20 protein-coding genes are annotated in these 24,891 nt (G+C 63.7%); 9 read left to right on the top strand and 11 right to left on the bottom strand.

The features are described from left to right. Window positions 1-39 precede the first annotated feature (39 nt). The gene (locus tag G606_RS0101225; protein WP_051198303.1) at window positions 40-1,659 is read right to left on the bottom strand and encodes a DUF6591 domain-containing protein; all 1,620 of its coding nucleotides are present in this window, start codon (window positions 1,657-1,659) and stop codon (window positions 40-42) included. Window positions 1,660-2,140: 481 nt separating this feature from the next. On the opposite strand from G606_RS0101225, the gene G606_RS09395 reads away from it, so the two are divergent. Continuing rightward, on the top strand, window positions 2,141-2,932 hold the full coding sequence (locus G606_RS09395; protein ID WP_231371367.1) for a helix-turn-helix domain-containing protein: 792 nt from the start codon (window positions 2,141-2,143) through the stop codon (window positions 2,930-2,932). Window positions 2,933-3,147: 215 nt separating this feature from the next. Here the strand turns inward: G606_RS09395 and G606_RS09400 are convergent, their stop codons facing one another. The 8 genes from G606_RS09400 to G606_RS0101275 form a co-directional block, all read right to left on the bottom strand. Continuing rightward, window positions 3,148-3,834 carry a hypothetical protein gene (locus G606_RS09400; protein ID WP_231371368.1) on the bottom strand — a complete coding sequence of 229 codons (687 nt, stop codon included), beginning with the start codon at window positions 3,832-3,834 and terminating at the stop codon, window positions 3,148-3,150. 360 nt (window positions 3,835-4,194) lie between these two features. Beyond that, the gene (locus G606_RS09405) at window positions 4,195-5,415 is read right to left on the bottom strand and encodes a GTPase (RefSeq protein WP_051198304.1); all 1,221 of its coding nucleotides are present in this window, start codon (window positions 5,413-5,415) and stop codon (window positions 4,195-4,197) included. Between the two features lie 73 nt (window positions 5,416-5,488). Further along, window positions 5,489-6,136 carry a DUF6591 domain-containing protein gene (locus tag G606_RS0101250; protein ID WP_026644471.1) on the bottom strand — a complete coding sequence of 216 codons (648 nt, stop codon included), beginning with the start codon at window positions 6,134-6,136 and terminating at the stop codon, window positions 5,489-5,491. A gap of 298 nt (window positions 6,137-6,434) precedes the next feature. Continuing rightward, on the bottom strand, window positions 6,435-6,944 hold the full coding sequence (locus G606_RS10620; protein WP_051198306.1) for a hypothetical protein: 510 nt from the start codon (window positions 6,942-6,944) through the stop codon (window positions 6,435-6,437). Then, entirely contained in the window at window positions 6,941-8,566 is a 1,626-nt protein-coding gene (locus G606_RS0101260) for a Y-family DNA polymerase (protein ID WP_051198308.1), read from the bottom strand. Before G606_RS0101260 ends, G606_RS10620 begins: the two co-directional genes overlap by 4 nt. A gap of 97 nt (window positions 8,567-8,663) precedes the next feature. Beyond that, window positions 8,664-9,404 (bottom strand): creatininase, encoded by a 741-nt coding sequence (locus G606_RS0101265; RefSeq protein ID WP_026644473.1) that lies wholly within the window; start codon window positions 9,402-9,404, stop codon window positions 8,664-8,666. Window positions 9,405-9,516: 112 nt separating this feature from the next. Next, the gene (locus G606_RS0101270; RefSeq protein ID WP_034523479.1) at window positions 9,517-10,809 is read right to left on the bottom strand and encodes an MFS transporter; all 1,293 of its coding nucleotides are present in this window, start codon (window positions 10,807-10,809) and stop codon (window positions 9,517-9,519) included. A gap of 228 nt (window positions 10,810-11,037) precedes the next feature. Then, window positions 11,038-12,639: a PucR family transcriptional regulator gene (locus tag G606_RS0101275; protein ID WP_026644475.1), complete on the bottom strand. Its 1,602-nt coding sequence runs from the start codon at window positions 12,637-12,639 to the stop codon at window positions 11,038-11,040. Window positions 12,640-12,809: 170 nt separating this feature from the next. On the opposite strand from G606_RS0101275, the gene G606_RS09415 reads away from it, so the two are divergent. The 8 genes from G606_RS09415 to G606_RS0101320 all read left to right on the top strand — a co-directional run bounded on the left by G606_RS09415 (window position 12,810) and on the right by G606_RS0101320 (window position 22,311). Then, on the top strand, window positions 12,810-14,159 hold the full coding sequence (locus G606_RS09415) for an amidohydrolase family protein (protein WP_081663921.1): 1,350 nt from the start codon (window positions 12,810-12,812) through the stop codon (window positions 14,157-14,159). Between the two features lie 233 nt (window positions 14,160-14,392). Next, complete coding sequence (gene purF / locus G606_RS0101285; protein WP_026644476.1) at window positions 14,393-15,949, top strand: amidophosphoribosyltransferase; 1,557 nt, start codon at window positions 14,393-14,395, stop codon at window positions 15,947-15,949. Between the two features lie 90 nt (window positions 15,950-16,039). Further along, on the top strand, window positions 16,040-17,074 hold the full coding sequence (gene purM, locus G606_RS0101290; protein WP_026644477.1) for a phosphoribosylformylglycinamidine cyclo-ligase: 1,035 nt from the start codon (window positions 16,040-16,042) through the stop codon (window positions 17,072-17,074). A gap of 114 nt (window positions 17,075-17,188) precedes the next feature. Continuing rightward, window positions 17,189-18,454, top strand: a complete 1,266-nt coding sequence (purD, locus tag G606_RS0101295; protein WP_026644478.1) for a phosphoribosylamine--glycine ligase — start codon at window positions 17,189-17,191, stop codon at window positions 18,452-18,454. A gap of 208 nt (window positions 18,455-18,662) precedes the next feature. Beyond that, on the top strand, window positions 18,663-19,328 hold the full coding sequence (locus G606_RS11100; RefSeq protein WP_133120886.1) for an LptM family lipoprotein: 666 nt from the start codon (window positions 18,663-18,665) through the stop codon (window positions 19,326-19,328). A gap of 204 nt (window positions 19,329-19,532) precedes the next feature. Further along, entirely contained in the window at window positions 19,533-20,519 is a 987-nt protein-coding gene (locus G606_RS0101310; protein WP_133120887.1) for a hypothetical protein, read from the top strand. Window positions 20,520-20,608: 89 nt separating this feature from the next. Continuing rightward, window positions 20,609-21,163 (top strand): ATP-binding cassette domain-containing protein, encoded by a 555-nt coding sequence (locus G606_RS0101315; protein WP_231371370.1) that lies wholly within the window; start codon window positions 20,609-20,611, stop codon window positions 21,161-21,163. After that, complete coding sequence (locus tag G606_RS0101320) at window positions 21,160-22,311, top strand: hypothetical protein (protein WP_026644482.1); 1,152 nt, start codon at window positions 21,160-21,162, stop codon at window positions 22,309-22,311. Before G606_RS0101315 ends, G606_RS0101320 begins: the two co-directional genes overlap by 4 nt. A gap of 88 nt (window positions 22,312-22,399) precedes the next feature. On the opposite strand, the gene uriT is transcribed toward G606_RS0101320, so the two are convergent. Both uriT and uriH read right to left on the bottom strand, forming a co-directional pair. Then, window positions 22,400-23,821 carry a uridine transporter UriT gene (gene uriT / locus G606_RS0101325; RefSeq protein ID WP_051198311.1) on the bottom strand — a complete coding sequence of 474 codons (1,422 nt, stop codon included), beginning with the start codon at window positions 23,819-23,821 and terminating at the stop codon, window positions 22,400-22,402. Between the two features lie 54 nt (window positions 23,822-23,875). Next, window positions 23,876-24,817, bottom strand: a complete 942-nt coding sequence (gene uriH / locus G606_RS0101330; RefSeq protein WP_026644484.1) for a uridine-preferring nucleoside hydrolase UriH — start codon at window positions 24,815-24,817, stop codon at window positions 23,876-23,878. Between the last annotated feature and the right edge of the window lie 74 nt (window positions 24,818-24,891).

The raw sequence follows: 24,891 nt of genomic DNA on the forward strand, positions 1-24,891 counted from the left end.
GATAAGTGGATTGTGATTGGGAGTGGGAATGGGAGTGGATCAGCCGACCGAGGCGAGCCGCTGGTTGACGCGGTTCATGACCCCAAGGTAGTACTGCAGATCGGCGTCGGTCCATGTGGACTGATCCATTCCCTCGATCTTCTGCGTCATATCCGAATATTCCTGCATCATCTTGAGGTATTCGGTCATCATGCCGGACTGGTCGGAGGACGAATTGTACTTCTCCATGAAGTCGCAGTACTTGTTCATATACGACTCGTAGGAATCCATCGCTTCCTTGACGGCAGGGGTCACGCCACCGGAGTTCTGGTTCTGCGCCTCCTGCTGCTTCTTCGCTTCCTCCTCCTGGGCCTTCCTCCCCTGCTCTTCGAGGCGCTTCTGCTCCTCCTCGGCCTTCTTGCGCTCCTCCTCGGCCTTCTTCTCCTCTTCGGCCTTCTTCGCGGCTTCCTCCTCGGCTTTCTTCTGAGCTTCCTCCTCTGCCTTCTTTTCCTTTTCGCTCATATCAGCGCGATATCGTTCGGCAGATTTGACTGTAACATCCATTTCTCCGAAAGAACTATAGTGTGTTAAATCAATATAGTTTCCCTCAGAATCTTTTGCACTATAGTCAGAACTTGAGCTTTTGTAATCTCCAACGAATCCATTGTCCTTTGTCTTGCTCACGTATTCTGCGAACTCAGCATCATCGACATTACAGACCTTGATACTCACGTAATCCGCATCATCATTCCATACATAACCCTTGAGTTCATTGGGCTTCGGAGCTTTCGCACCTACACCAGCCGTCGGCCAGCTAATTGCTTCGCAGAAGGGGTCGTCAGCAGCGGAAGAAGACGCGCTGGAGTCAGAGGACGACGATTCCCTCGCCCTGGAACCGGTTGCTGTGGCACCGATGAGCGACAGCACCAGCGCGACGATGGTGGCGCCCGCAGCGATCACCGTGAACAGACGGCCATGTTCCTTGCCCGGCTGCGTATTCAGATACGCAGCCGCACACAACACCGCGGCGATAACCGCGAAGACGATGCACAGCACAACCGGCGGATGCATACCGAGGGCCACAAAACCGAAAATCAGGAACACGACGGAGACCACAAGCGCGACAATCGCCATCGTGGACGTCTTGCCGGTGTTCTCGTCGGTCAGCAGCGCTGCGAACTTGTTCTTCGGCGCGCGATGCGTCGGGGCGCCCGACTGATTCTCGCCGGCGGCGGCGTCCGCAGCCGGAGCAGCCGATGCCACAGGCGCCTCCGGCGGTGTCGGCATCGTCTGTGTCGGCTGTTCCTGCGTGTTGAGCACGGTCGTCGTCGTGGCCGGCATCGTCTGCGTCGCACCCTGCACCATCAGCTGGTCGCCGAGATCCTTGTAGAATTTTGCGATTTCCGACTGCGCATCTTCGCCGGCTTCGACCGGCACCGTCACCTGCACGATGCTGGAGGAAGGATCGGAGCCTTCCGCCACCTTCGCAACGAACAGTCCACTGATGCTCGGAGCGCTGAACGTGACGGTCCTTGTCTGATCGTCCTTATGGATCAGATCGAATCCAGCGCTGAACTGCAACATCTGCTCCAATGCCCCGTATACGTCATGCGTCGATGCCATATATGTCTGTTGACTCGGCTGCGAACCCGCTCCCGGATTCACTTCTGGCGTGGCCATGGCTTCTTCCCTCCTCGTTGGCGTCAGGGTGCGCGGATGCATGACCATGCATCCGCGCACCCGATCACCTATCGGTCGTTCTGCTCCGGCAGAGAACTCCCCATGGCGGCCGCCGGGCTCCCGTCGTCCGCAGGACGCGGACGGCCGTCGTCCGACGACACCTCGCGTGCCACCTCATCCAACTCTCGAACGCCGCGCAGAATCATGCTTGCCAACTGAGCGAACATATCTGCACTCCTTTCTGACGAGAGATACTCCACGACCGGCCTTCGGTCATGGCGGACTTGTGTCCTGTCATGCTTCTCGTCATTAAGGGGCATGTTTTATTCGCGAACCGTTCTCCTTACTCTCGCGAAATCGGCGGTTTTCCGGGGATTATGACGAGTTCTCTGCCCTGTTGTTCCATTCTCGAAGCTTCGTCATATAGTGTCAATGACATATCATGTTATAAATACGCGGATTAAGAGAAGGGGAATATAGCATGGATGATATAACCCAGCTTCGCGCCGCCTGCTGGCGGCAACGACTGCGCGAGTGTCTGAAGGAGCGTGGCCTCACACAGGTGGAATTCGTCAGCGCGCTCAACCGCACCTATCTGACGCGCTTCCACCAGAAGGACGTCAGCAGGTGGCTCAACACCGGCAACCAGACCGCCAACGGCGTCATCGGCTTTCCCAAATACGAGACGATGATGCTCATCGCTGACTTCCTCGGCGTCGACGTGGGCTATCTGACCGGCGAAACCGACGAGACGTCCTTCGATCTGGAGAAGGCGAGTTCTTATACGGGTCTGAGCAGCGACGCCATCCTGTCCATCCGCCAGTGGATCGACGCCCCCGACAACTCCCCCGATGCCGAGCTGCGCGATTGGCGCGCCGATACGATCAACCGCCTGTTCTTCTCCTCGTATTTCGACGAGCTGGCGGCCAAGATGCTCACGCTCTACGAGATGTCCACGATCTGCTACACCAATCCCGAGCGCTTCCAGAATCTGATGCGATCGCTCGCCGCCAGCAGCGATATGCCAAACGACCTGACCTTCCAATTGATCATCGGCGCGTTCTACGGCATGGCGAATGAATCGTTCTCGGCGCTGCTCAAGGACGCCTACCCCACCCCGATCGAACAGCAATTCGAGTATTCCCTCGACATGCAGGACATGGCGGACAAGCAAGAAGATGAAGATGATGAAGATGATGAGGATGATGAGGATGATGACGAAGATGAGGGAGACATCTCCGATCCCGAAGACCTGTGGTTCGGCGCGCTCTGAAATCCACCACCCGGCGCATACGCGACCGCACCGACATCCGCATCCACATCGGTTCCGGCATATATTACATCCATGACATAGGGCATCCGCGTTGCCACATAGCGAAGCGCCTCGGCGGCGATGCAGTCAACGACGCATCGCCAACGAGGCGCTTCGTTTCTATATCCGCCTATCGTCGCAACGATCAACGATCGCTCGGCTTTCCGGCGGCTTGCTCAGGCGTCCTTGTCGCCGCTCTGCTGGAACGTGAAATGCAGTTGGGTCTCCGGACTGACGCTTCTGACGATGGACGTGTAGAACGACTTCGCCTGCTCTTCGAGAATGTCCCTGTTCGAATCGACGTATTCCTTCTTCGCCTTCTCAGTGAGGATGTTGTTGACCATGTCGAGGGAGTCGATCTGCTGCGTGCCGAAGCTCAACGCCCCATTCTGTTCGACTATCACCCGGTACTCGGGATCGTCGTAGCCGATGAATTTGAACTCGGGAATCGTGATATAGAAGGCGTTCTCGCCGGTCTCCTCGATGACGACGTCCTTGCCCTCGAATCCGAGCTTCGCATCGAAGGTGTACTGGATGAACCGCGCACGTTCGGTGCCGGGAATCTCCATATTGAAGAAATGGCTCTTGTTCTCCTTCGATATGATGCCGGTCACGCCCAGTCTCAGCAGCGACACCTCCCTCGTCCGTCGCATCGAACGGATCACCTGCGTATCCTCGGTGCCCTTCTCACGCATTGACGCCGGCATCGTCCACGGAAACAGCGAATAGAATCCAACGCTCGTGGCCCATCCTGCTCCCATAGCAGCCAGCAGCCCCACGATGACAACCCAGATTTTCCACTGCTGCCACCACTTCTTCTTCTCATCATCCTTACCAAGGCTGCCACTTTCGTTCGTTGTCATCGTTTCTCCTCCTTCGCTCCCTTCGGGAAACCATCGGTTCCCATATGCGACGATGCATTCGGTACAGCTTGACGGGAGCGCCCAACGCCTTCACGCTCGCGCTTCGCCCCGCCGCAGATTTACTCTATCAGAGAATGCGGCGCCAGCATGACCATAGCCCGTAATCTCCGCAGATACCTGCGCGCAGATGCGATATAGGCGCGATCGTCACGCCGACCAACTCTTGTGCACACCAAGGAAACTAGATAATACCGCGTGATCTGATTCATTCTCCCGAGTCGGAAGAATCCAGACAAGCACATTCCATGCGGCACGGCCCCTCCCCGTTGACGCCGTGCCGCATGTCGACTCCGCCACCGCCTACTTCTCCCGTCGCAGGAACGCCGACTTGACGAGGTCGATGATCATCTGCCGCATGTCCTTGCCGCCACCCTGCGCGGCTTCGGCGATAGCGCTGACCTTGCCGAGGTACGCGTTGCCGAACTGCTCCTCCATCAGCTGCCGCACCCAACCGAGGTCGCGCATGCTTCTACGCCCGGTGTAGACCTGTTCGAACGCGGCGACCGCGCCTTCGCCGAGCGCGGCGATGATGCTCGCGGCGACGATCGCGTTGACGACGCTCGCGGCGAGGTTGAGCCCCGGAATCGCCTTGATCGCGCTGATCGCCGAATGCGCGATGACGCTCGCCGTGCCCACCTGCACAATCGAATCGAGGAACTGCTTGGCGTCCTCGTCCTTGTCGATGCCGTACAGGCGCGCCAGACCGTTCAGCTCGGCGAGCTCCAGCGGGGACAATACGAGCGTGTCGGCGATCGGGATCGGCACGGCGCCCACCGTGGCGCCAGCCGCGACGCATGCGCCGATCAGACCTTGCGCGAGCATGCGCTTGCGCGTCAGCTTGAACTGCTGCAGGTCGTGTGCACCGCCGCGAAGCCCATCGGGCATCGCCTCCATCGTCGCGTCGATGAGGTCGGCGACACCCTCCGGCGCCGCGAACGCCGTGTCGTTGATGACGTAGGTCTGCGCGACGACCGGCACAATCGCGCGCAGGTTGTACTCGATGCGCGTGCCGTGGAAAGCCTCCCGCACCATCGCGACGTTGCGTTCGCGGTCCGGCTGCGAATACGATTTCGTGACGGCGGCGACGATCGGCACCGACTTCCACATCCGCACCGCGTTCGCCAGATTGCGGATTGTCTCACGGAACAGCTTCGCCGCCGTGCCGTCCACGCAGAACCAGATCACGTTGATGCGCGTGTTCTCGTTGCCTTCCTTCGCGCTCGCCCGCGACCATGCGCGCACCGCGTGCACGGCGCGCAAAGCCGCGATTGGCGACGGCTCGAAGCCGATCGAGTCGATGACGCGGAACGGCACCGACGGGCTTTCGTAGATCGAGAGCTCCTTGGTCGTGCCGCTTGTGCCGAAGCTCGTCTTCGCGACGTCGTCGCCGATGACGGCGTTGATGAGCGTCGATTTGCCGACGCCCGAGTTGCCCAGCACGAGCACATTGCCTTTGGGAGCCAGCTGCCGCGACGGCGGCATGGGCCGCGCGCCGTCCGTCTTGCCATTATCGTATGCCATGCCGCCATCTTAGCCGCATCCGGAGCGGCCGCGCCATGGCGGCCGCTCCGGCGATATGCGTCGGCCTACGCCCTCACTTCGTCTGCGACGACGATCCCGACTCATCGTCGCTCGAGCCGGAGCCTCCGGTCAGCGCCTTCCTCGACTCCTCGGCGGCCTTCTTGCGTTCCTCGGCGAGCTTTTCCGCCTCCTCGGCCGTGCGCGGCGTGCGCACGAGTTCCGAACCGGTGGCCTCAACCATCATGTCATCGACACGGTCGAGCATCGCGTCGAACTCCTTCTTCTGCTCGGGGGTGAGTTCCGTGTCCTGGACCGCCTCAAACTGCGCGAGGATGTCCTCCATCTGGCTGTTCCATTCGATGTAGCCGTCCACCTCGTCCGCCGGCAGGCCGTCCTGGCTGTTGAGCAGCTTCGCGTAGTACGCATATTTCGTCATGAACTCCTCGTAGTTCTTCATGACCTGTTCCGGATCGGTCGTCGATGGCGTGACCTTCTTCTTCTCGCCGTCCTCACCTTCCTTGTCCGCGTCCGCGCTTTGCGATGTGGACGCGGACGGCTTGGCTTCGGCAGACGCGTCCTCCTTCGTGTTGAAGCGCAGCGCGACGATGATGCCGACGGCGACGAGCGCGGCGGCGACGACGCCGACAACGGCGATGATCCAGATCTTCTTCTTCGACATCGGCTGCTTCGATTCCGTCTGCTGCGGTTCCGTGGTTTCCATCCGAACTCCTTGACCTCGGCGACGGCGGGTGGCGCCGTCCTCCTTGCGTGCGACCGACATGCGACCGGTGTCCGTCGCGCATCCATCGTTTGTAGAACGATGGTCTCAACTTATCTTCCATCCTAACAAATCAGACGATGACAACGTCGGACACCGCGACTGTTTCACGATGTTTTTCGACACAATCTTCACGCTTCACGCGCGACCTTCACGCTTCGCGCATCCCACCTTCACACCGCGCACACCACTTTCATGCGCCGAGTTCACCCATCGATTGCATCCGCCGACACCGCCGCCCTCATCCGTCGACGACGATGCGCACGATGTCCGAACACGGTACGACGCACGCCGCGCCGTGTTCATCCACGATCAGCAGCCGGTGCGCCGTCCCGTCATAGCGCGTCACCGCGCCGCGCACCGTCACATACGTGCCGAATTCCTCGTCGACTTCGCTGTTGATTCCACCATCGATTCCGCCACCGATTCCGCCATGCTGACCTCCACCACGATGCCGGCTCCCGTCATCCTCAGGCACGAAGTACGTCACTGCGACGCGCGGCGCATCGTCGAAGCGCGCGAGCAGCGTGGCGAGACACCGATCGAGCTCCTTGCGCGCGTCCTGCCCCAGTTCGATGCGTCGCACGCGTGGGCGTGCGGCATCCTCGATGATCTCCTCGTATCCAGCGAGCGCCGCGAAAGGCATGAACTGCGCAGCCCGCTGCGCCGCCGACAGCGGCGCATGGACTTGCGACCGATGATGCGGCATGTCGATGATATCGTCGTAGCGATGCGTGCGTTCGAGGCTCATGCGGCGTGCCCTCCAATCTGCCCGTTGCGTTCGACACCGGTCGCGCCGTCCTCGAGGTTGCGCCCGGTGATCACGGCGTTGCCGCCGAAGCGTCCCTTAATGCCAAGCAACGCGCGCTGCACGGCGAGTTCGCGCGCATCGCGGTCGCCCTCACGGTCGCCGTCACAGCTGCCATCGCGACCGTCCGTCCCGCGCATGCCACCCCCACCGTCCACACTGCCATCATCCGCGCCATCCGTATTGTCGACGGCGGCGAACAGATCCGGCTGCTCATACCTTCCGCCATGCGGGGCGCCTGCCCCGACGCTGCGCCCATCCGATCCGCCGACACTCGACCCATCATCGACCCTCGTCGCGCTCACGGCGACGTGCCGCACGAGCAGGTCCGGGTCGACGGTCCGCTCGAAGATCTCGGCGAAGGCTTCACGCAGCCGTGCCGCGTTCGCCGTCGCCCGGCCCATCCGATGCGAACCGTGCGCGCTTTTCGGCACGCGTCTGCCGTAGCGGTCGGCGACGACGGGTCCCGCATACCCCTCGCCGCGTGCCCCGCCGAGGCTCGTGGCGTCGTAGCTGACGGTGAGCGTGACCAGATCGGTCATCTCGCCGTGCCTAAGCAGGTCGTAGGCGAGCTCGTTGGCCATCTCGAACACGATCGTGCGCGCCCGCGCGTACGCGTACGGCTCGTGCAGCACCTGCCCGCAGCTCATCGTCGAGTCGTGCGGACGGTACGCCTTGATGTCGGCGATCGTGCACGGCTCCCATCCCCACGCGTGGTCGATGAGCAGCTCCGCGTTGACGCCGAACAGCCGGTAGAGCAGCCCCTCGTTGTAGTAGTCGTTCGGCGAGCCGACCGAGCAGCGCGCGACGTCGCCCATCGTCAGCAGCCCGTGATGTTCGAGCGTGCGCGACATGCCCGGCCCGATGCGCCAGAAGTCGGTGAGCGGCCGGTGCGCCCACAGCGCGCGCCGGTATTCCATTTCGTCGAGCCGCGCGATGCGCACGCCGTCCTCGTCCTCCGGAATGTGCTTGGCGACGACGTCCATCGCAACCTTCGCCAGATACATGTTCGTGCCGATACCTGCCGTCGCTGTGATGCCGGTCTCGCGCATGATGTCCGCGACGATGCGCCGCGCGAGTTCATGCGCGTCGCAGCCGAAGTATCCCAGATACGACGTGGCGTCGATGAAGACCTCGTCGATCGAGTAGACGTGGATGTCCCGCGCGTCCGCATAGCGCAGATAGATGCCGTAGATGCGCGCGCTCGCTTCGAGATAATGCGCCATGCGCGGCTTCGCGACGATGACCTCCGCCTTGAGCGACGGGTCCGCCGCGAGCGCGGCCGCGCTCGTCGATGCACCTGCGAAGCGGCGTCCCGGCGCGCGCAGCCGCCGTTGCTCGTTGATGTCGCGCATGCGTTCCTCGACTTCGAACAGCCGCGGACGGCCGCCGATGCCGAGCAACGCCTTGAGCGATGGCGAGACGGCGAGGCAGATCGTTTTGGACGTGCGCGAGCGATCCGCGACGACCAGATTGGCGTCGAGCGGATCGAGCCCACGCTCCACGCATTCCTCGGATGCGTAGAACGACTTGAGATCTATGGCGAGATAGCTCCGTGCGTCCATGCCCTCCATTATCGAACAAACGTTCGAACCTGTCGAATCCCGCGTGCCGCGAGCGCCGTCGCGCCTGCCGCACGCGCCCCGCCTTACGCGTGTCCCGTCACGCAAACTCCGCCGCGCAGATCGCCGCGACCTCGCGCACGCACGCCTCGGCCATCAGCCTTCCCGCCTGCGCCGTCGCGCCGCGCGGATCGGCGAGGCCGCCGTAGGCGGGCACGTCGCCTTCGCGCACCGGGTAGCGCACGTACGGCTTGGGCGTCACCGGCTCCTCGTAGACGATACGGTCCATGTGCACGAGTTCGGGCGCGTAGTGCAGCATGAGCGCGGTCTCGGTGACGGCCGCATGTTCGAGCGCCCATCCGGGGAACTCGAGGTCGCCGGCGAACACTTCGTCGATGACGTCCGCGGTGAGCGGATCCCACCAGTTCGTCTCGATGATCGTCGCGACGCCGCCGGTCTCGCGCGTCACGAGGTCGATGGCTTCGACGATGAACGCCTCGTTTTCGAAGTGCGCGTTCATGACGACGATCTTCGTGAAGCCGTCGTCGATGAGTTCGCGCAGCACGTCGTGCATCTGCGCGATGACGGTGGCGCCGTTCATGTCGATCGTGCCGGGGAAGAGCGGTCCGCCTCCGGAGAGCGGCTTCGATTTGTATCCGTAGTTGAGCGTCGGCATGACGGTGCCGTCCACGGCCTGTGCGAGGTCCTCGGCGATGCATGCGGCGAGCGTCGCGTCCGTCTGCATCGGCAGGTGCTGGCTGTGCTGTTCGGTCGACCCGATCGGCACAATCACCGGCTTGTCCTTGCGCGCCGCGAATTGAGGCCATGTCATTTCGTCCATGCGGTAGGTCATCGTCTTCTCCTTATGTGCTCCGTTGATTGATGTTCCGCTGATTGATTACTGCTGCGTTGATTGATTGCCGCCGCGTTGATTCGACTGATCGATGCTGATTTCAGATCGCGCCCAGATCCTTCTCGGTGTTCTCATGCGACAGGCACATCGCCACGAGCGCGACGGCGGCGGTCGCCACCATGTACCAGGCCGGCGCGATCGGCGAGCCGGTGGCCCAGATGAGCCATGTCGCGATGAACGGCGCCGTGCCGCCGAAGATGGCATTCGCGAGGTTGAAGCTGAACGCGAATCCGGTGAAGCGCACGCTCGTAGGGAAGGTCTCGGTCAGGTAGCTCGACAGCGTGCCGTCGTTGGCGGTGAGCGTCGCGCACAGCGCGAGCTCGACGAGCAGCACCGGCCAGAACGCGCCGGTCTCGAGGATCATGAAGGCCGGGACGGTCAGCACGATGAAGGCCACGCAGGCGCCGATGAGCACCTTCTTGCGTCCAAATCGATCGGAGATGTGCCCCATCGCAAAGACGAGCCCGATGTACAGCACGAGGCAGATCGTCGTGACGAGCGAGGATTCGGAGACGGCCATGCCCACTGTCTCGGTCAGATAGGTCGGCAGATAGGTCAGCACCGTGTAGAAGCCCACCGCGTTGAGCATGCACGCGCCGAAGCTCAGCAGCACCTGCTTGAAGTGGTGGCGGAACAGCGTGCGCAGCGGCGAGACGGGACGCCCGGCATCGTATGCACCCTCCTGCTTGCGCTCGAGTTCAGCGTTCATCTGCTCGTAGATCGGCGAATCGGCGACGTTGTTGCGGATGTAGTGCACGATCAGGCCGAGCGGGCCGGCCATCAGGAACGGCACACGCCAACCCCAGCCGCCCATCGCGGCCGCGCTCAGATGCGAGGTCATCACCATCGCGAGCGTCGAACCGGCGAGCAGGCCGATGGCGGTCGACGCCGGGATCAACGAGCAGTAGATGCCGCGGCGCTTCACCGGCGCGTATTCGCCGAGGAACGTGGCCGCGCCGGCGTATTCTCCGGACGCCGAGAAGCCTTGCACCATGCGCAGCGCCAGCAGCAGCAGCGGCGCGACCAGGCCGATCACCGCATAGGACGGCAGGCAGCCGATGAGGAAGGACGCGCCCGACATGAGCAGGATGGACAGGCTCAGCGCACGCTTGCGGCCGAACCGGTCGCCAAAATGACCCCAGAACAGCGCGCCGACCGGCCGAAGCACGAACGACAGCGCGAACACGCCGAAGGTCTGCATCAATGCGACGGTGCGGTCGGCCGACGGGAAGAACACGCCGGCGATCACCGTGGCGAAGTATGAATACGAGGCGTAGTCGAACCATTCGATGAAGTTGCCGAGGAACGACGAGAGCGCGACCTTGCGTACCATGCCCTGCCGTTCATCCACCGAGGAACGTGCGACGCCCTCCAGTTCGCGCACCTCCATGCCCATATCCGTTATGGCGCTCATGGCATCCCACCTTTCCGACCGTTGGTCGTGTTTGATCGCTTGTCATTGTCACGGCCGATGCACCGTGCTATCCGCGACTATCCCGCGCCGCGTTTGCCTCGTCATGAACGTGCCGTTAATGCGTCCATCGGCGCGCAGGACGTTTCGTCAACAACGATCCGCGCCGACCCAAGCTGATTGCGTCCCCGCCGACGTCTGGCCGTCACGCGTCGAGAGCGCGAGCTGCGCGGCGAACAGCAGCAACGACCATGCGACGCCGTCGTCCGGCGTGATGCCGGAACGACGTTGCACTTTGTCCAGTCTGTTGTAGAGCGTCTGGCGACGGATGCCCAGCGACGCGCATGCCCGCGTCCTGTTGTCCCCAGCCGCGAAGCAGGCAGCGAGCGTCGTGAGCGCGACGTCGTCGTCCTTCAGCGATTCGCCGAGCATGACGCCGAGCAGCATCGCGAGCGCGGTCCCCGTCTGTGCGACGTGCGCGAAGCGTGCGAGCAGCCCGTCGTACACGGTGCGCATCGTCCCCCACGGCGGCGCGGCGTCATGTATCGTCGCACGCATGACGCCGATGACGTCGGCGAGCATGCCGGCCTCCAAGCTCGCGCGGCCGCCGATCGCCCAGACGTCGCCGCCGTCGGCCACGACGTCGGCGAGTATTCGCGCGCACGTCACCGCGAGCGCCGCCGGATCGCCCACGCACGCCGCCGCGTCCGTCCTCACAATGTCCGTATCACCACTCGTCTTCGCCGCGCACGGCACGCCGACGACGCCGAACAGCACGCCGCCTTCGAGCAGGCACAGCGTGCGCGCACCATCGATCGCCGCGAATCCGGACAGCAGCCGTTCCATGCCGGCCGCGGATGCGACAAGCGAACGCATCCCCATCGCAAACGGGTAGTACGCCATCTCCCCGCCTGCGCCGAGCGCGCCGAGCATCTGGGCGACGTCGGCCGCCTGACGCGCGTCCGCATGCACGCCGTCGGCGGGGCCCGAGAGGATGCGCGCGGTCATCGACACGGAGACGTCCCACGGCATGAGCGCCGCCATGACCTGCGAGACGACCTGCGCGATCTGCGTGCGCGTGCGTTCATCGAACAGGCGCACGCGCTGCGAGATCTCGAGCGTGGCGATCGGCACTCCTTGACGTTCGACGGCGATGAGCACGGTCGGCTCGTCGCCGGAGTGGATGCGCGGGCCGGCGAAGGCGACCGGCAGTCCGTCAGCGTCGAAAATCGCGACCGATTCCCCACAGATGCGCGCAAGGCACGCGCCGACCTGCCCCACGTCGTGCGCCTGCGCGAGTTCGCGCCGCAGCACGGTGGACAATGCGTCCACCTCCATCTGCACGAGGAACTGATCCTTGACGATGAGCGTGTTCACGCTCTGGCAGGCGTCCACAAAGGGAATACGCGCACGCAGTCCGATGACGGGAAGCGCGCGTCGACGTGCGCGTTCGAGCAGCGCCGGCGGCACTTCGCGCAACCCTTCGACGAGTTCGACGACGATGCCGGCGGCGCCGATGTCCGCGAGCGAATCGACGTACCGCGCGAGTTCGGCGTCGTCGAGATGCGCGAACAGCGCACTGCCCTCAACAATGACGAGCTCACCTCCGCACAGGAAGCGCGCGACGTCGTAGCGCTCGTTCGTGTACGCCCATCGGACGGCGTTGCCGAGCGAGGCGTCGGCTGCCTCAACAACCGGGTCCGCCTGCGCGAGCACGGATCTTTCGAGCGCTTCCCTCACCGTCACCGTCATACAAACCGTCCATTCCCGGCCTCCGCGCATTCACACGGACGCCATCCGCCTGCAAATGATGACGGCGACAATAGCGGCCAAGGATTACGCAAGGCCGCGGCCGCCGTTACCTGCACGTCACGGGGCCGCAATGACATGACATGACACGTCACGACACGAAAGGGCATATGATGACCGCCACACTCTTCACGAACGCCGCACTGCGCGGCCACGACCGTCTGCAGGACCTGCTCGTCGAGGACGGCCGCTTCCGGCTTATCGGACCCGATCTGGCGCCGCAGCTCGCCGCGCAGGGCCGCGACCTCGCGCGCATGGACGTCGTCGACCTCGGCGGACGGCTCGTCAGCGAGCCGTTCTGCGACACGCATCTGCATCTCGACTATGTGTTCACGTCGCGCAAGCCGGGCGCCGCGAACACGTCGGGCACGCTGTTCGAGGGCATCCAGCGCTGGGGCGAGACGAAGGCGGATCTGACGGTCGACGAGGTGAAGGCGCGCGCACGCCGTGCGGTGGCGATGGAGATGCGCCACGGCGTGCAGTACATCCGCACACACGCCGACGTCACCGATCCACAGCTCACGTCGCTGCGCGCGCTGCTCGAACTGCGCGAGGAGCTCGCCGACCTCGTGACGATCCAGATCGTCGCGTTCCCGCAGGAGGGCATATATTCGTATCCCGGTGGCGCCGAACTCGTCGAGGAGGGACTGCGCATGGGCGCCGACTGCGTGGGCGCGATCCCCCACTACGAAGCGTGCCGCGAGTTCGGCGAACGCTCCATCCACACGACCGTCGAGCTCGCCGCCCGCTACGGCAGGCTCATCGACGTGCACTGCGACGAGACCGACGACCCGAACTCGCGTTTCGCCGAGCTGCTCGCCGCGCTCGCGCACGCCGAGGGCATCGGCGCGATGACGACGGCGAGCCACACCTGCTCGCTCGGCTCGGCCGACGACAGCTATTTCTTCCATCTGACCAAACTGCTCAAACAGGCGCGCATGAACTTCGCGTGCGCACCCACCGAGAACCTCTATCTGCAGGGCCGTCAGGACACCTTCCCCAAGCGCCGCGGCATCACCCGCGTCAAGGAGCTCACCGACGCGGGCATCAACGTCTCGCTCGGCCAGGATTCGATGCAGGATCCGTGGTATCCGCTCGGCAACGGCAACATGATGATCATCCTCGATTACGTGCTGCATCTGGCGCAGATGATGACGCCCGCCGAGATCGACCGCGCGCTCGACCTGCTCACCGTCAACGGCGCGACGACGCTGGGGCTGCGTGAGGGTTACGGCATCGACGAGGGCAAGCCGGCGAACTTCGTCGTCCTCGACGCGCCCGACGCGTTCGGCGCCGTGTATGAACGCGCGGACGTCGTGATGTCGGTGCGCGCCGGCCGCACGCTGTTCACGGCGCCCGATGCGCTGCGCACCGACGTGCCGCTGCTCGCCGACCATCTGCGCCCGGCGCCCCCGATCGCCGCCCGCCCCTTCGCCGCCGCCGGGCAGTTCACGCGCGCGTGACGTCATCCATGCACGGCTCTGACGTCGTCCGTGCATAGCCCCGGTCACCCGTTTCGAGGTGCCCGGGGCTGTGCATATTGAGGTGCGCTGTCCGGCATGTGAATGCGGTCGCGACGTAGAATCGGCGAAATCATGCGGTTTTCGTGAAACCGCGGTTTTCCGATGTAGCCGACACTTGCTAGGGTTTATCCCGTAGCGAATCCCTTGTCTCCAGTTGTGGAAGGAGTTTTGGCTTGTCGGCTGAACTCGAAGAGATCCATGAGGAATGTGGCATTTTCGGCGTATGGGGACATCCCGATGCCGCGCGTCTCACTTACTTCGGATTACACGCATTGCAGCATCGTGGACAGGAGGGGGCGGGCATCGTCTCCAACGACCACGGCCATCTCATCGGACACCGCGGGCTCGGCCTGCTCACCCAGGTGTTCCAGGACGAGAAGGACATCCAGCGGCTGCAGGGCGACGCCGCGATCGGCCATGTCCGGTACGCGACCGCCGGCTCCGGCGGCATCGACAACATCCAGCCCTTCGTCTTCCGTTTCCATGACGGGGACATGGCGCTGTGCCACAACGGCAACCTGACGAACTGTTTCTCGCTGCGCCGTGCGCTCGAGGACGAGGGGGCGATCTTCCATTCGAACTCGGACACCGAAGTGCTCATGCATCTGGTCCGCCGTTCGGTGCGTGCGAAGATCACCGACAAGCTGCAGGAGGCGCTCAACACGATTCACGGCGGCTTCGCGTATCTGATCATGACCGAACATGAGATGATCGGCGCGCTCGACCCCAACGGATTCCGCCCCCTGTCCCTGGGCCGCATGTCCAACGGCGCCTACGTGCTCGCGTCCGAGACCTGCGCGCTCGACGTCGTCGGTGCCGAACGCATCCGCGACATCCAGCCGGGCGAGATGATCGTCATCGACGACTCCGGCTACCGCATCCACACGTACACGAGCCGCACGCAGCTGTCCATCTGCTCGATGGAGTACATCTACTTCGCGCGTCCCGACTCGGACATCTACGGCGTCAACGTGCATTCCGCACGCAAGCGCATGGGCGCGCGCCTCGCCCAGGAGTCGCCGGTCGACGCGGACATGGTCATCGGCGTGCCGAACTCGTCGCTATCGGCGGCCTCCGGCTACTCCGAGGAGGCGGGACTGCCCAACGAGATGGGCCTGATCAAGAACCAGTACGTCGCGCGCACCTTCATCCAGCCGACGCAAGCGCTGCGCGAACAGGGCGTGCGCATGAAGCTCTCCGCCGTCAAATCGGTCGTCAAAGGCAAGCGCATCGTCGTCATCGACGATTCGATTGTGCGCGGCACGACGTCGAAGCGCATCGTGCAGCTGCTCAAGGAGGCCGGCGCCGCCGAGGTGCATATGCGCATCAGCTCGCCGCCGCTCAAATACCCGTGCTTCTACGGCATCGACATCTCGACGACGCAGGAGCTCATCGCCGCGAAGAAATCGGTCGACGAGATCCGCGAGTTCATCGGCGCGGACTCGCTCGCGTTCCTCTCCCTCGATGGCCTGATCGAATCGATCGGACTGAACGCGGACGCGCCGTACGGCGGCCTGTGCGTCGCCTACTTCAACGGCGACTACCCGACCGCGCTCGACGACTACGAGGCCGACTTCCTCGCCTCGCTCACCCCCGAGGATCGCGTCACGCTGCCCGGATACAACGGCAAGAAGACGATGTACGAGGGCACCGAATACACGATGCACCAGAAGCCCTTCGGCGAGCACGCCTCCGACGAGCCGACCGAATACATGGTCCCGAACATCTAGGCCGCCCCTTGCGTCCGCGGACCATCCCATCAACCATCCGAACACCAATGGAACAACTCGCCGATCTACGCGGCGGACAGGAAGGTCACCATGCCACAAGCATATGAAGACGCGGGTGTGAGCGTCGAAGCCGGCTACGAAGTGGTCAAGCGCATCAAATCGCACGTCGCACGCACGGATCGCCCGGGCGTCGTCAGCGGCATCGGCGGTTTCGGAGGTCTCTTCGACCTCGCCTCGCTCGACTACAAAGAGCCGGTGCTCATCTCCGGCACCGACGGCGTCGGCACGAAGCTCGTCATCGCCAAGCTCATGGACAAGCACGACACGATCGGCGTCGACTGCGTCGCGATGTGCGTCAACGACGTCGTCGCCCAGGGCGCGCAGCCGCTGTTCTTCCTCGACTACATCGCCTGCGGCAAGAACGACCCGGCCGTGCTCGAACAGGTCGTCTCCGGCGTCGCCGACGGCTGCGTGCAAGCCGGCGCCGCACTCATCGGCGGCGAGACCGCCGAGATGCCGGGCATGTACGACGCCGACGAATACGATCTGGCAGGCTTCACGGTCGGCTGCGTCGAGCGCGCGAAGATCGTCGACGGCTCCGCGATCCGCTCCGGCGACGTCCTCATCGGCCTGCCGTCAACCGGCGTGCATTCAAACGGCTTCTCGCTCGTGCGCAAGGCGCTTTTCGAGCAGGCCGGCTACACGGTGCACACGCGCCTGCCCGAGCTGGGCGACCGTGAGCTCGGCGACGTGCTGCTCACGCCGACGAAGATCTACGTCAACGCGCTCATGCCGCTGTTCGAGGCCGACCTCGTGCACGGCGTCGCCCACATCACCGGCGGCGGCTTCATCGAGAACGTGCCGCGCATGCTGCCTGACGGCCTCGCCGCGCGCATCGACCTGAGCGCCTGGCCGGTGCCGCCGATCTTCGACGTCATCGAGAAGGCCGGCGACGTCGACCATATGGAGATGTACAACATCTTCAACATGGGCATCGGCATGGTCGTCGCCGTGCCCGCCGACCGCGTCGACGAGGTCATGAACCTGCTCGACCACGCGGGCGAGGCGGCGTACCGCATCGGCGCCGTCGTCGACAAGTCCGGACAGGACGTCGAGCTCGTCTGAGCCATCCGAAGGCCGTGCGCGTCACGCGTGCGGCCTTCCGCGTTGTCTTCCCCCGACGATTTTGCGTTGTTTCCAACGATTTTTTTCAACCACTCCCCCGAAGAAAGAAGAGACATGAAGGTTTTGGTCATCGGTTCCGGTGCGCGTGAGCATGCGATCGCCGACGCGCTGCTGCGCGGCGGCAGCGTCGAAGAGGTCACCGTCGCCCCGGGCAACCCGGGCATGGAGCTCGACGAGGGCATCCGCACACTGCAGCTCGCGCCGTCGAATCAGGCCGCGCTCATCGACTTCGTGCGCAACAACGACTACGACTGGGTCTTCGTCGGCCCCGAGGTCCCGCTCATCGACGGCATCGTCGACGCCTTCGCCGAAGCCGGCATCAAGGCCTTCGGCCCGCGCAAGGCCGCCGCGCAGATCGAAGGCTCGAAGGACTTCGCCAAGCAGCTCATGGAGCGCTACGGCATTCCGACGGCCGCCTACAGGACCTTCGACGAGCTCGCCCCGGCCGTCGAATACGTGCACGAGCACGGCGCGCCGATCGTCATCAAGGCGGACGGTCTGGCCGCCGGCAAGGGCGTGACCGTCGCGATGGATGAAGAGACGGCCGTCGCCGCGCTCAACGACATCTTCGTCGACCATCGTTTCGGCTCGGCCGGAGCGAAGGTCGTCATCGAGGACTTCCTCGAAGGTCAGGAGTTCTCGCTGATGAGCTTCGTCAACGGCACCAACTTCTGGCCGATGCCGATCAGTCAGGACCACAAGCGCGCCTACGACGACGACCAGGGTCCGAACACCGGCGGCATGGGTGCCTACAGCCCGGTTCCGCAGATCGGCCAGGACGTCATCGACGAGGCGATCTCGACGATCGTCAAGCCGACCGTCGAGGCGATGGCGCAGGACGGCACGCCATTCACCGGCATCCTCTACGCCGGCCTCATCGCGACCGCTGACGGCCCGAAGGTCATCGAGTTCAACGCACGCTTCGGCGACCCGGAGACCGAGGTCGTGCTGCCGAAGCTCACGAGCGATCTCGGCACTGCGATCGACGCGATCCTCAACGGCGAGACGCCCGAGTTCACGTGGGACGAGGACAACGCGACGCTCGGCGTCGTGCTCGCCTCCGACGGCTATCCGAACGACGTCGTCAAGGGCGCGCGCATCCCCGAGCTGCACGTCGACGCCGACTCGCACGTCTATTACGCGGGCGTCGCGCGCGACGGTGACGGCCTCGTCGCGAACTCCGGCCGCGTGCTGCTCGTCGAATCCTCGGCGCCGACGCTCGCCGAGGCGCAGCGCAAGGTCTACGCGATCCTCGACGGCGCCGACACGACCGGCATGTTCTACCGTCACGACATCGGCGCGAAGGCGCTCAAGGGCTGACGGCACCTAATACCATCTTCATAGCACGGGGCGGCATCGATGATGCCGCCCCGCTATTCGTTCGAGCCGGCTACACGTCATGCACGGTTCCGTCATCCAACATGATCTTCGGCATTTATGTCATTCCACCACATATCTCAATGGCCTCACCATACAATCCCATACCCAAAATGTGCACAGTGATGGACAGAACCTCAACGCTTCATCCATGATGTCCCAAAGCTTCAATGAAGAAACGGGGATAGCGATGAGGAAGATGATTGCCTTACTCTCAGCATTATGCGTTGCGGCCATACTGGCAGGTTGCGGCCAATCACAATCCGCACAACCAGTCAATTTCGACAAGAACGATGTCACGTTCACGGGAGCAAATTCCGTCACTTTTCAAAAAGCATACGATATGACACAATCCGATGTCGTACGAAAGATGCTCATCGATGAGCATATTACCGATGCGGAATTTGATCAGGTAAGACAGATGTATGCCGACTGCCTCGGGGAGAAGGGCGCCACCGTGGAATACGAGGGAACGGACGGCAGAAGAAGTGAACGTTTTCCTCCCGGAGTCAGCGTCGATCAAATAGATGAATACATACAAGAATGTGTCGCCGACACTGCGTTGCCTTATGTAGAGCAGCTGCATCAGCTCGATGGGCAAGATCCCGACTCCGATTCCGTGGAGGCGCTTGTCGCCTGCCTCAAGCGTCATGATATTGCCGACCAGACAATGACCGCCGACGACTACAAGCGCATCGTCACCGACCCCAACCTCGACGACGAGTATTTCGGCAAATACTTCAACGAGCAACGTGCCGACTACGACGCCGAGAAATCACCCGCCTACTGGGCCTGCAACGCCAACCCCAACGCATAAGGCCGAATTCGCAACATCACGAGAGAAGCCATCCCCATGAACAATCACACGCACCCAAGGAGCATGCGCCACACGCCGCGCATCAGCATGTCAGTCATCGTGTTGCTTTGCGCGGTCATGCTCGCCATCGGCATGGGACTTGCATTGCTTCTCATACGCCCCATCCCTCCCAAGGACCTTGACTCGAAGGCGACAGCCGGCACGATGACCGTCGAGGACGGCGTCTTCGACGATCGGCGCGCCGTGACCTTCCGTCTCACCCAAAGCAGCGCTTCGACATTGCAGATGCCGCAGGACGGGACGCTCACCTCCTCCACCTGCACCGCCGGCGCCGCATTGCATTCGGGAACGTCGATGTTCTCCATCAACGATCATGCCGTGCTGTCGCTGCATACCAGCATCCCGTTGTACCGGCCGCTCGCCATCGGCACGCAGGGAAACGATGTGCGCTCGTTGCATGACGCACTACGTGACCTTGGATATGCGGCCCCCGATACGGATACGTTCTCCTCCGACTCCATCGCCGCGTTCAACGCGCTCGCCGAGAAGACCGGGGCTCCCCTCATCACGGCGGACAACGGATGGAGCTTCAATCCAGCTCAGATTCTGTGGCAACCCGCCAGTGCGATGACAATCCGTCAATGCCCGGTGCGAGTCGGCGCGCAGGTCCATGCAGGAGACAACATCGCACAAACCGCCCCGATCATCACCAACGTCGCAATCATCCGTACTCCCGAAAATGCGGACGGGCAGCCGGCGGCGGGTAAACGCACGGTGACGATATCCGACAAGACCTTCGAAATAGACGACGATGTCACACAGATGAACGATCCGGCTTTCCTCAACGCAATCGCGGCGAGCCGCGAATACCAGTCGATGCTCTCCGGCAGCGGATCGGGCGTTTCGGCATCGTCGTCCTCGGGCGCATCACCACAGCAATCCGCCGCAGCAGACGGCTCGTCCGTCGACGTCATCTATCAGTGGTCGCTGGCAGAACCGCGCGCAGTATCGATCGTTCCTCCGTCCGCACTGACCGGTGTAAGCAGCGGGAAGGGCTGCGTGACCGTCGACGGCAGGCCACAGCAGGTGACGATCGTGGCCTCGCAGCTGGGAAGATCGATGGTCTCCCCGCAATCAGGCACATTGGAGCATGTTGACGTGCCCGCCGACAAGACGGTGAGTTGCCGATGAACGCGGCGAACACAATGGACGCAACGGTCCTGTTGCACGATGTGGGCCACGCCTTCCATGCGAGCCACGGAGGTCATGATGGTGCGGACATGCTGTTCCATGGCCTCACACGCCGATTGGACGCAGGTCACGTCTATGCATTGATCGGACCGTCCGGCTCAGGCAAATCCACGTTGCTTTCGATCATCGCCGGATGGATCACGCCGTTGGAGGGAAGCGTCGAACGTGTGCATTGCGAACAGCTGCATTGGGTGCAGCAGAACCCGCACGGCGTCGCGTACCGTAGCGCTCTCGATCATATGACATTGCCGTTCATCGCACGCGGCGAGCGTCGCGAGGCGGCGAACCGCCACGCGCTTGCGCTGCTTGCCGCTTTTGGACTCAAATCCCTTGCCATGCGCAGGTTCTGCGACCTGTCCGGCGGCGAAGCGCAACGTCTGATGCTCGCTCGAGGCATCGCCACCGCACCCCAGCTGCTGCTTGTGGATGAGCCGACCGCGCAGCTCGACCGGCACACCGCGAAGGAAGTGAACGACCATCTTCACGCGTTGGGCCGATCCGGCGTCATCGTCGTCATCGCCACCCACGATCCAGATACCCGCGACGCATGCACCGACGTGATCGATCTGAGGGACTACCAATGAGCGCAGCACGGAACGGGCACAGTTGGGCACAGCGAGCGCAGATGCGGCTGCGCGGCGTGACCAGCGAAGCCATGCGCGACATCCTTACCGGCACGACGCATGCGTTGCTGTACGCGGCGGCGCTTATGGCCATCATGCTCGCCGCCGCAGGTGCTGAGCTGTTCCAACTGCGCTCGATCGGCGAACGCATCGACGACTACGTCTCCTCGGGGGCCTCGACCTACGTCGTGGAGTATCCCGGCCGCATCGACGCGCGATCCTGCGAGTCGCTCGCCGACGTCCCGGGAGTGCATGCCGCCGGCGCGATCCGGACCGCCGAGACGCGCATATCGTTCGCCGTACTCCCCTCCACGTCGCTGCCGCTGCTGGAGGCGACGCCGGGCGCGGTGCAGGCGCTGGCCTCCGCGAACAGCCGCGATACACGCGCGCTTACCGGCTCCGAATCGAGCGGCATCTGGCCGTCCGGTCAGGCTGCCGAGACGCTCGGCCTGGCAAGCGGGCAGACGGCGAGGCTCGCCGACGACACACCGGCGACAATCGCCGGGGTCTACCCTTCCCCCGAGGACGGACGCAGCTCCAATGCAACCTATGCCGTCGTGCAGCCGGTGCCCCGGGACGGCGTATTCGACGAATGCCTGGTGAAGACATGGCCCGTCCCCGATTCGATCGAATCATTGGCGCTGCTCAGCGTCGGCACCGTGTCCGACGACAGGGACAACCGCCCCACCGTACGGCAGCTCAACACAAGGTTCGGAGCCCGGCTTGATTCCTCCACGTTGTTCTCATCTCGCGCAACGGCGTGGATGCCCGCGCTGGCCGGAGGCGTCGCATTGGCGCTGGGCTTCGTCGCCGTGTGGACGCGGCGTCTCGAATTGGCGTCCGCGTTGCATTGCGGCGTACCGAAAACGGCGCTTGTGCTCCAGATGATGCTGGAGACGACCAGCTGGACGTTCGCGGCGACCGTGCTGTGTCTGCCGTTGCCGTTGTCCGTCATGCATCTGTGGGCGGGTTCCGCGCCGCAGCAGATCGTCGTTCTGACGCTGCGCCCGATGCTCGCCGCCGCTTTGGGTGCCCTCGCCGGGGCCACGGCCGGCGCGCTGTGCGTGCGCGAGCGCGACCTCTTCGCCTATTTCAAGCACCGCCTATAACCATCGCAGCCCTCCTGCCCGACACAATGCAGACGCGGTTGCCGGCGGCATGACCGCCGGCAACCGCGTCATAGGCCGCGTCGGATTGCTACTCCTGCTGCGGCTTGGGGATCAGGAACGAGCAGGCGAGGGCGAGGGCGAGCAGGATGATGCCTCCGACCATCGACGCCATGTACCCGAAGGTCGCGCCACCGGATGCCGTGAACGCCTTCTGCAGTCCGTACAGCACCGCATAGCTCAATCCGGCTCCCAGGTTGAATGCGCCGGCGTTCAGTCCGGGCAGGTAGCCGGGATTGTCCTCCGGGGAAAGCACGATGCCCAGTCCGTTGAGCATGATGTTCGCGGTGCCCGCATACGAGACGCCGAGCACGACCGACAGGACGATGAGGTTCCAGATCGCGGGGCCGTGGCAGACGAAGATACCGAAGACCATCGCGATCGCGGAGACGACGAGACCCGCGCGCAGCACGAAGCGGTATCCGCGCTTGGATGCGAGCACACCGGCGACGGGGCCGAAGGCCAGACCGACAAGCGCGTACGGGGTCAGCGTGAACAGCGAGACGGTGTCGGTGGAGATGCCCGCGCCGAACTGCGTGTCCTGCGCAAGCGCCGGGACGATGCCGTTCATGATCGCGAAGACACCGGTCATCGTCAGCAGCGTGGTGAGCAGCAGGCCCCAGGTGCGGCGCTGCTTGAGGTACTTGGTGGCGACCATCGGATTCTTCTTATGGTTCTCGACATGCCAGAAGCCGATGAACAGCGCGGCGCCGGCGACGAGCTCGATCGCTACGAGCCACCAGTTGGCGCCGGCGAGCTTCTGGATCTGGTCGATGGCGAGATAGACGGCGAGGAAGGCCGCGGACAGCAGCAGCACGCCAAGCCAATCCATCTTCTCGCTCTCCTGCGCGCGGCTTTCGGTGGCGAAGAGCCAGACGAGGATGATCGCGAGGAGCGCGACGCCCGCCATCACCCAGAAGATCGAGCGGAAGCCGAAGTGGCCGGCGAGCCAGCCGCCGAGCAGCGCGTCGACGCCGCCGATGCCGCCGTTGACGGCGGTCAGGATGGCCATAAGCCGCGCATAGTGCGCATCGTCGGTGACGCGAGCGTGCAGCATGAGCAGTGTCATCGGCACGACCGGGCCTGCGACGCCCTGGATGACGCGTCCCACCATCAGCATCGGCACGTTGACGGCGAGCGCCGAGATGCAGCAGCCGATGCCGGTGAGCGCGAGCATGCCGATGAGCACCTTCTTGCGTCCTGCAAGATCGCCCAGTCGCGGCAGGAACAGTGAGAACACGGCGCACGCGGTGAAGAACACCGTCTGTGTCATGCCTATCTGGGCGTCGTCGCTGCGCAGCTGATTGGCCATTGTGGTGAGCGCCGGGGACAGCATGGACGCATTGAGCTGGAACGCGAAGATGGCCGCCATGAGCGCGACCATGAGCGCGACGATGGATTTGCCGTCGCCGTTGTTCTTCACGGGTGCGACGGGCTTCGTCGATGTGGACATGATGGATGCTTCTTTCGTTGAATCTTCGTTGATCCCTTTGGGCTTGCGCCCGGTTCAGCCGAGCGCCTTGATGGCGTCGATAACGAGGTTCCAGAACTTCTCGACGTCCAGATGGACGGCGACCTGCGTGTGGCATTGCTCGGCGGGCGGCTCGGCGCCACGGAAGTCGGCGACGGTCATGCCGAGGGTGAGGTCGCCGTGGATCTCCACGTCCACCGGGCAGCGCCGCGTCGTGATGACGGTGGGGTCGATGAGGTACGCGACCGTGCACGGATCGTGCACCGGCGGATCGACGAAGTCCTGATTCTCGCGGTAGGAGGCGCGGAAGAAGTCCATGAGCCCGCTGACGAAGGATGCGAGATCGGTGCCGAGGTCCTCCATGCGCCGCTGCACGGCGGGCGTGCACAGCGCCTGATGCGTCAAGTCGAGACCCACCATCGTGATGGGCCAGGATTCGTTGAACACGATGTGCGCAGCTTCGGGGTCGACCTTCACGTTGAATTCGGCGACGGCGCTCCAGTTGCCCACATGGTAGCCGCCTCCCATCAGGACGACCTCCTTGACGCGTTCGACGATGCGCGGTTCGAGGCGGGCCGCCATCGCGATGTTCGTCAACGGGCCAGTCGGCACGAGCGTGATCGTCTGCGGCGGGTTGGACATGATCGTGTCGATGATCCAGTTGACGGCGTGTCCTTCGTCGAGCGGGCGGCTCGGCACCGGCAGCTCGACGCCGTCGAGTCCGCTCTGGCCGTGGATCGTCGCGGCGGCTTCGGGCTCGCGGATGAGCGGGCGTCCACAGCCCATGTGCACCGGCACATCGACGGCATGCGCCTTCTCCAGGACGGCGCGGGCGTTGTAGGTCACCTTGTCGAGGCTCTGGTTGCCGCCGACGGTGGTCACGCCCAGCAAGTCGATCGCGGGGTTGCCGAGGGCGAGCAGGATGGCCACGGCGTCGTCATGCCCGGGATCGCAGTCGAGGATGATCTTCTTTCCCATGGTATTCTCCTTTGAATCCAATCTCAGCGGCGATGCGCACAGGCTTATCTATCCGTGCATCACATCATCACCAC

Origin of the sequence: Bifidobacterium sp. AGR2158 (assembly GCF_000424225.1) — a bacterium.
GTDB classification, from domain to species: Bacteria; Actinomycetota; Actinomycetes; order Actinomycetales; family Bifidobacteriaceae; genus Bifidobacterium; species Bifidobacterium anseris.

Bases quoted from the DNA above. Each gene is read 5' to 3' on its own strand.
- G606_RS0101225 (WP_051198303.1), bottom strand. From the start codon at position 1,659: ATGGCCACGCCAGAAGTGAATCCGGGAGCGGGTTCGCAGCCGAGTCAA.
- G606_RS09395 (WP_231371367.1), top strand. From the start codon at position 2,141: ATGGATGATATAACCCAGCTTCGCGCCGCCTGCTGGCGGCAACGACTG.
- G606_RS09400 (WP_231371368.1), bottom strand. From the start codon at position 3,834: ATGACAACGAACGAAAGTGGCAGCCTTGGTAAGGATGATGAGAAGAAG.
- G606_RS09405 (WP_051198304.1), bottom strand. From the start codon at position 5,415: ATGGCATACGATAATGGCAAGACGGACGGCGCGCGGCCCATGCCGCCG.
- G606_RS0101250 (WP_026644471.1), bottom strand. From the start codon at position 6,136: ATGGAAACCACGGAACCGCAGCAGACGGAATCGAAGCAGCCGATGTCG.
- G606_RS10620 (WP_051198306.1), bottom strand. From the start codon at position 6,944: ATGAGCCTCGAACGCACGCATCGCTACGACGATATCATCGACATGCCG.
- G606_RS0101260 (WP_051198308.1), bottom strand. From the start codon at position 8,566: ATGGACGCACGGAGCTATCTCGCCATAGATCTCAAGTCGTTCTACGCA.
- G606_RS0101265 (WP_026644473.1), bottom strand. From the start codon at position 9,404: ATGGACGAAATGACATGGCCTCAATTCGCGGCGCGCAAGGACAAGCCG.
- G606_RS0101270 (WP_034523479.1), bottom strand. From the start codon at position 10,809: ATGGTACGCAAGGTCGCGCTCTCGTCGTTCCTCGGCAACTTCATCGAA.
- G606_RS0101275 (WP_026644475.1), bottom strand. From the start codon at position 12,639: ATGACGGTGACGGTGAGGGAAGCGCTCGAAAGATCCGTGCTCGCGCAG.
- G606_RS09415 (WP_081663921.1), top strand. From the start codon at position 12,810: ATGACCGCCACACTCTTCACGAACGCCGCACTGCGCGGCCACGACCGT.
- purM (WP_026644477.1), top strand. From the start codon at position 16,040: ATGCCACAAGCATATGAAGACGCGGGTGTGAGCGTCGAAGCCGGCTAC.
- purD (WP_026644478.1), top strand. From the start codon at position 17,189: ATGAAGGTTTTGGTCATCGGTTCCGGTGCGCGTGAGCATGCGATCGCC.
- G606_RS11100 (WP_133120886.1), top strand. From the start codon at position 18,663: ATGATGTCCCAAAGCTTCAATGAAGAAACGGGGATAGCGATGAGGAAG.
- G606_RS0101310 (WP_133120887.1), top strand. From the start codon at position 19,533: ATGACCGTCGAGGACGGCGTCTTCGACGATCGGCGCGCCGTGACCTTC.
- G606_RS0101315 (WP_231371370.1), top strand. From the start codon at position 20,609: ATGCTGTTCCATGGCCTCACACGCCGATTGGACGCAGGTCACGTCTAT.
- G606_RS0101320 (WP_026644482.1), top strand. From the start codon at position 21,160: ATGAGCGCAGCACGGAACGGGCACAGTTGGGCACAGCGAGCGCAGATG.
- uriT (WP_051198311.1), bottom strand. From the start codon at position 23,821: ATGTCCACATCGACGAAGCCCGTCGCACCCGTGAAGAACAACGGCGAC.
- uriH (WP_026644484.1), bottom strand. From the start codon at position 24,817: ATGGGAAAGAAGATCATCCTCGACTGCGATCCCGGGCATGACGACGCC.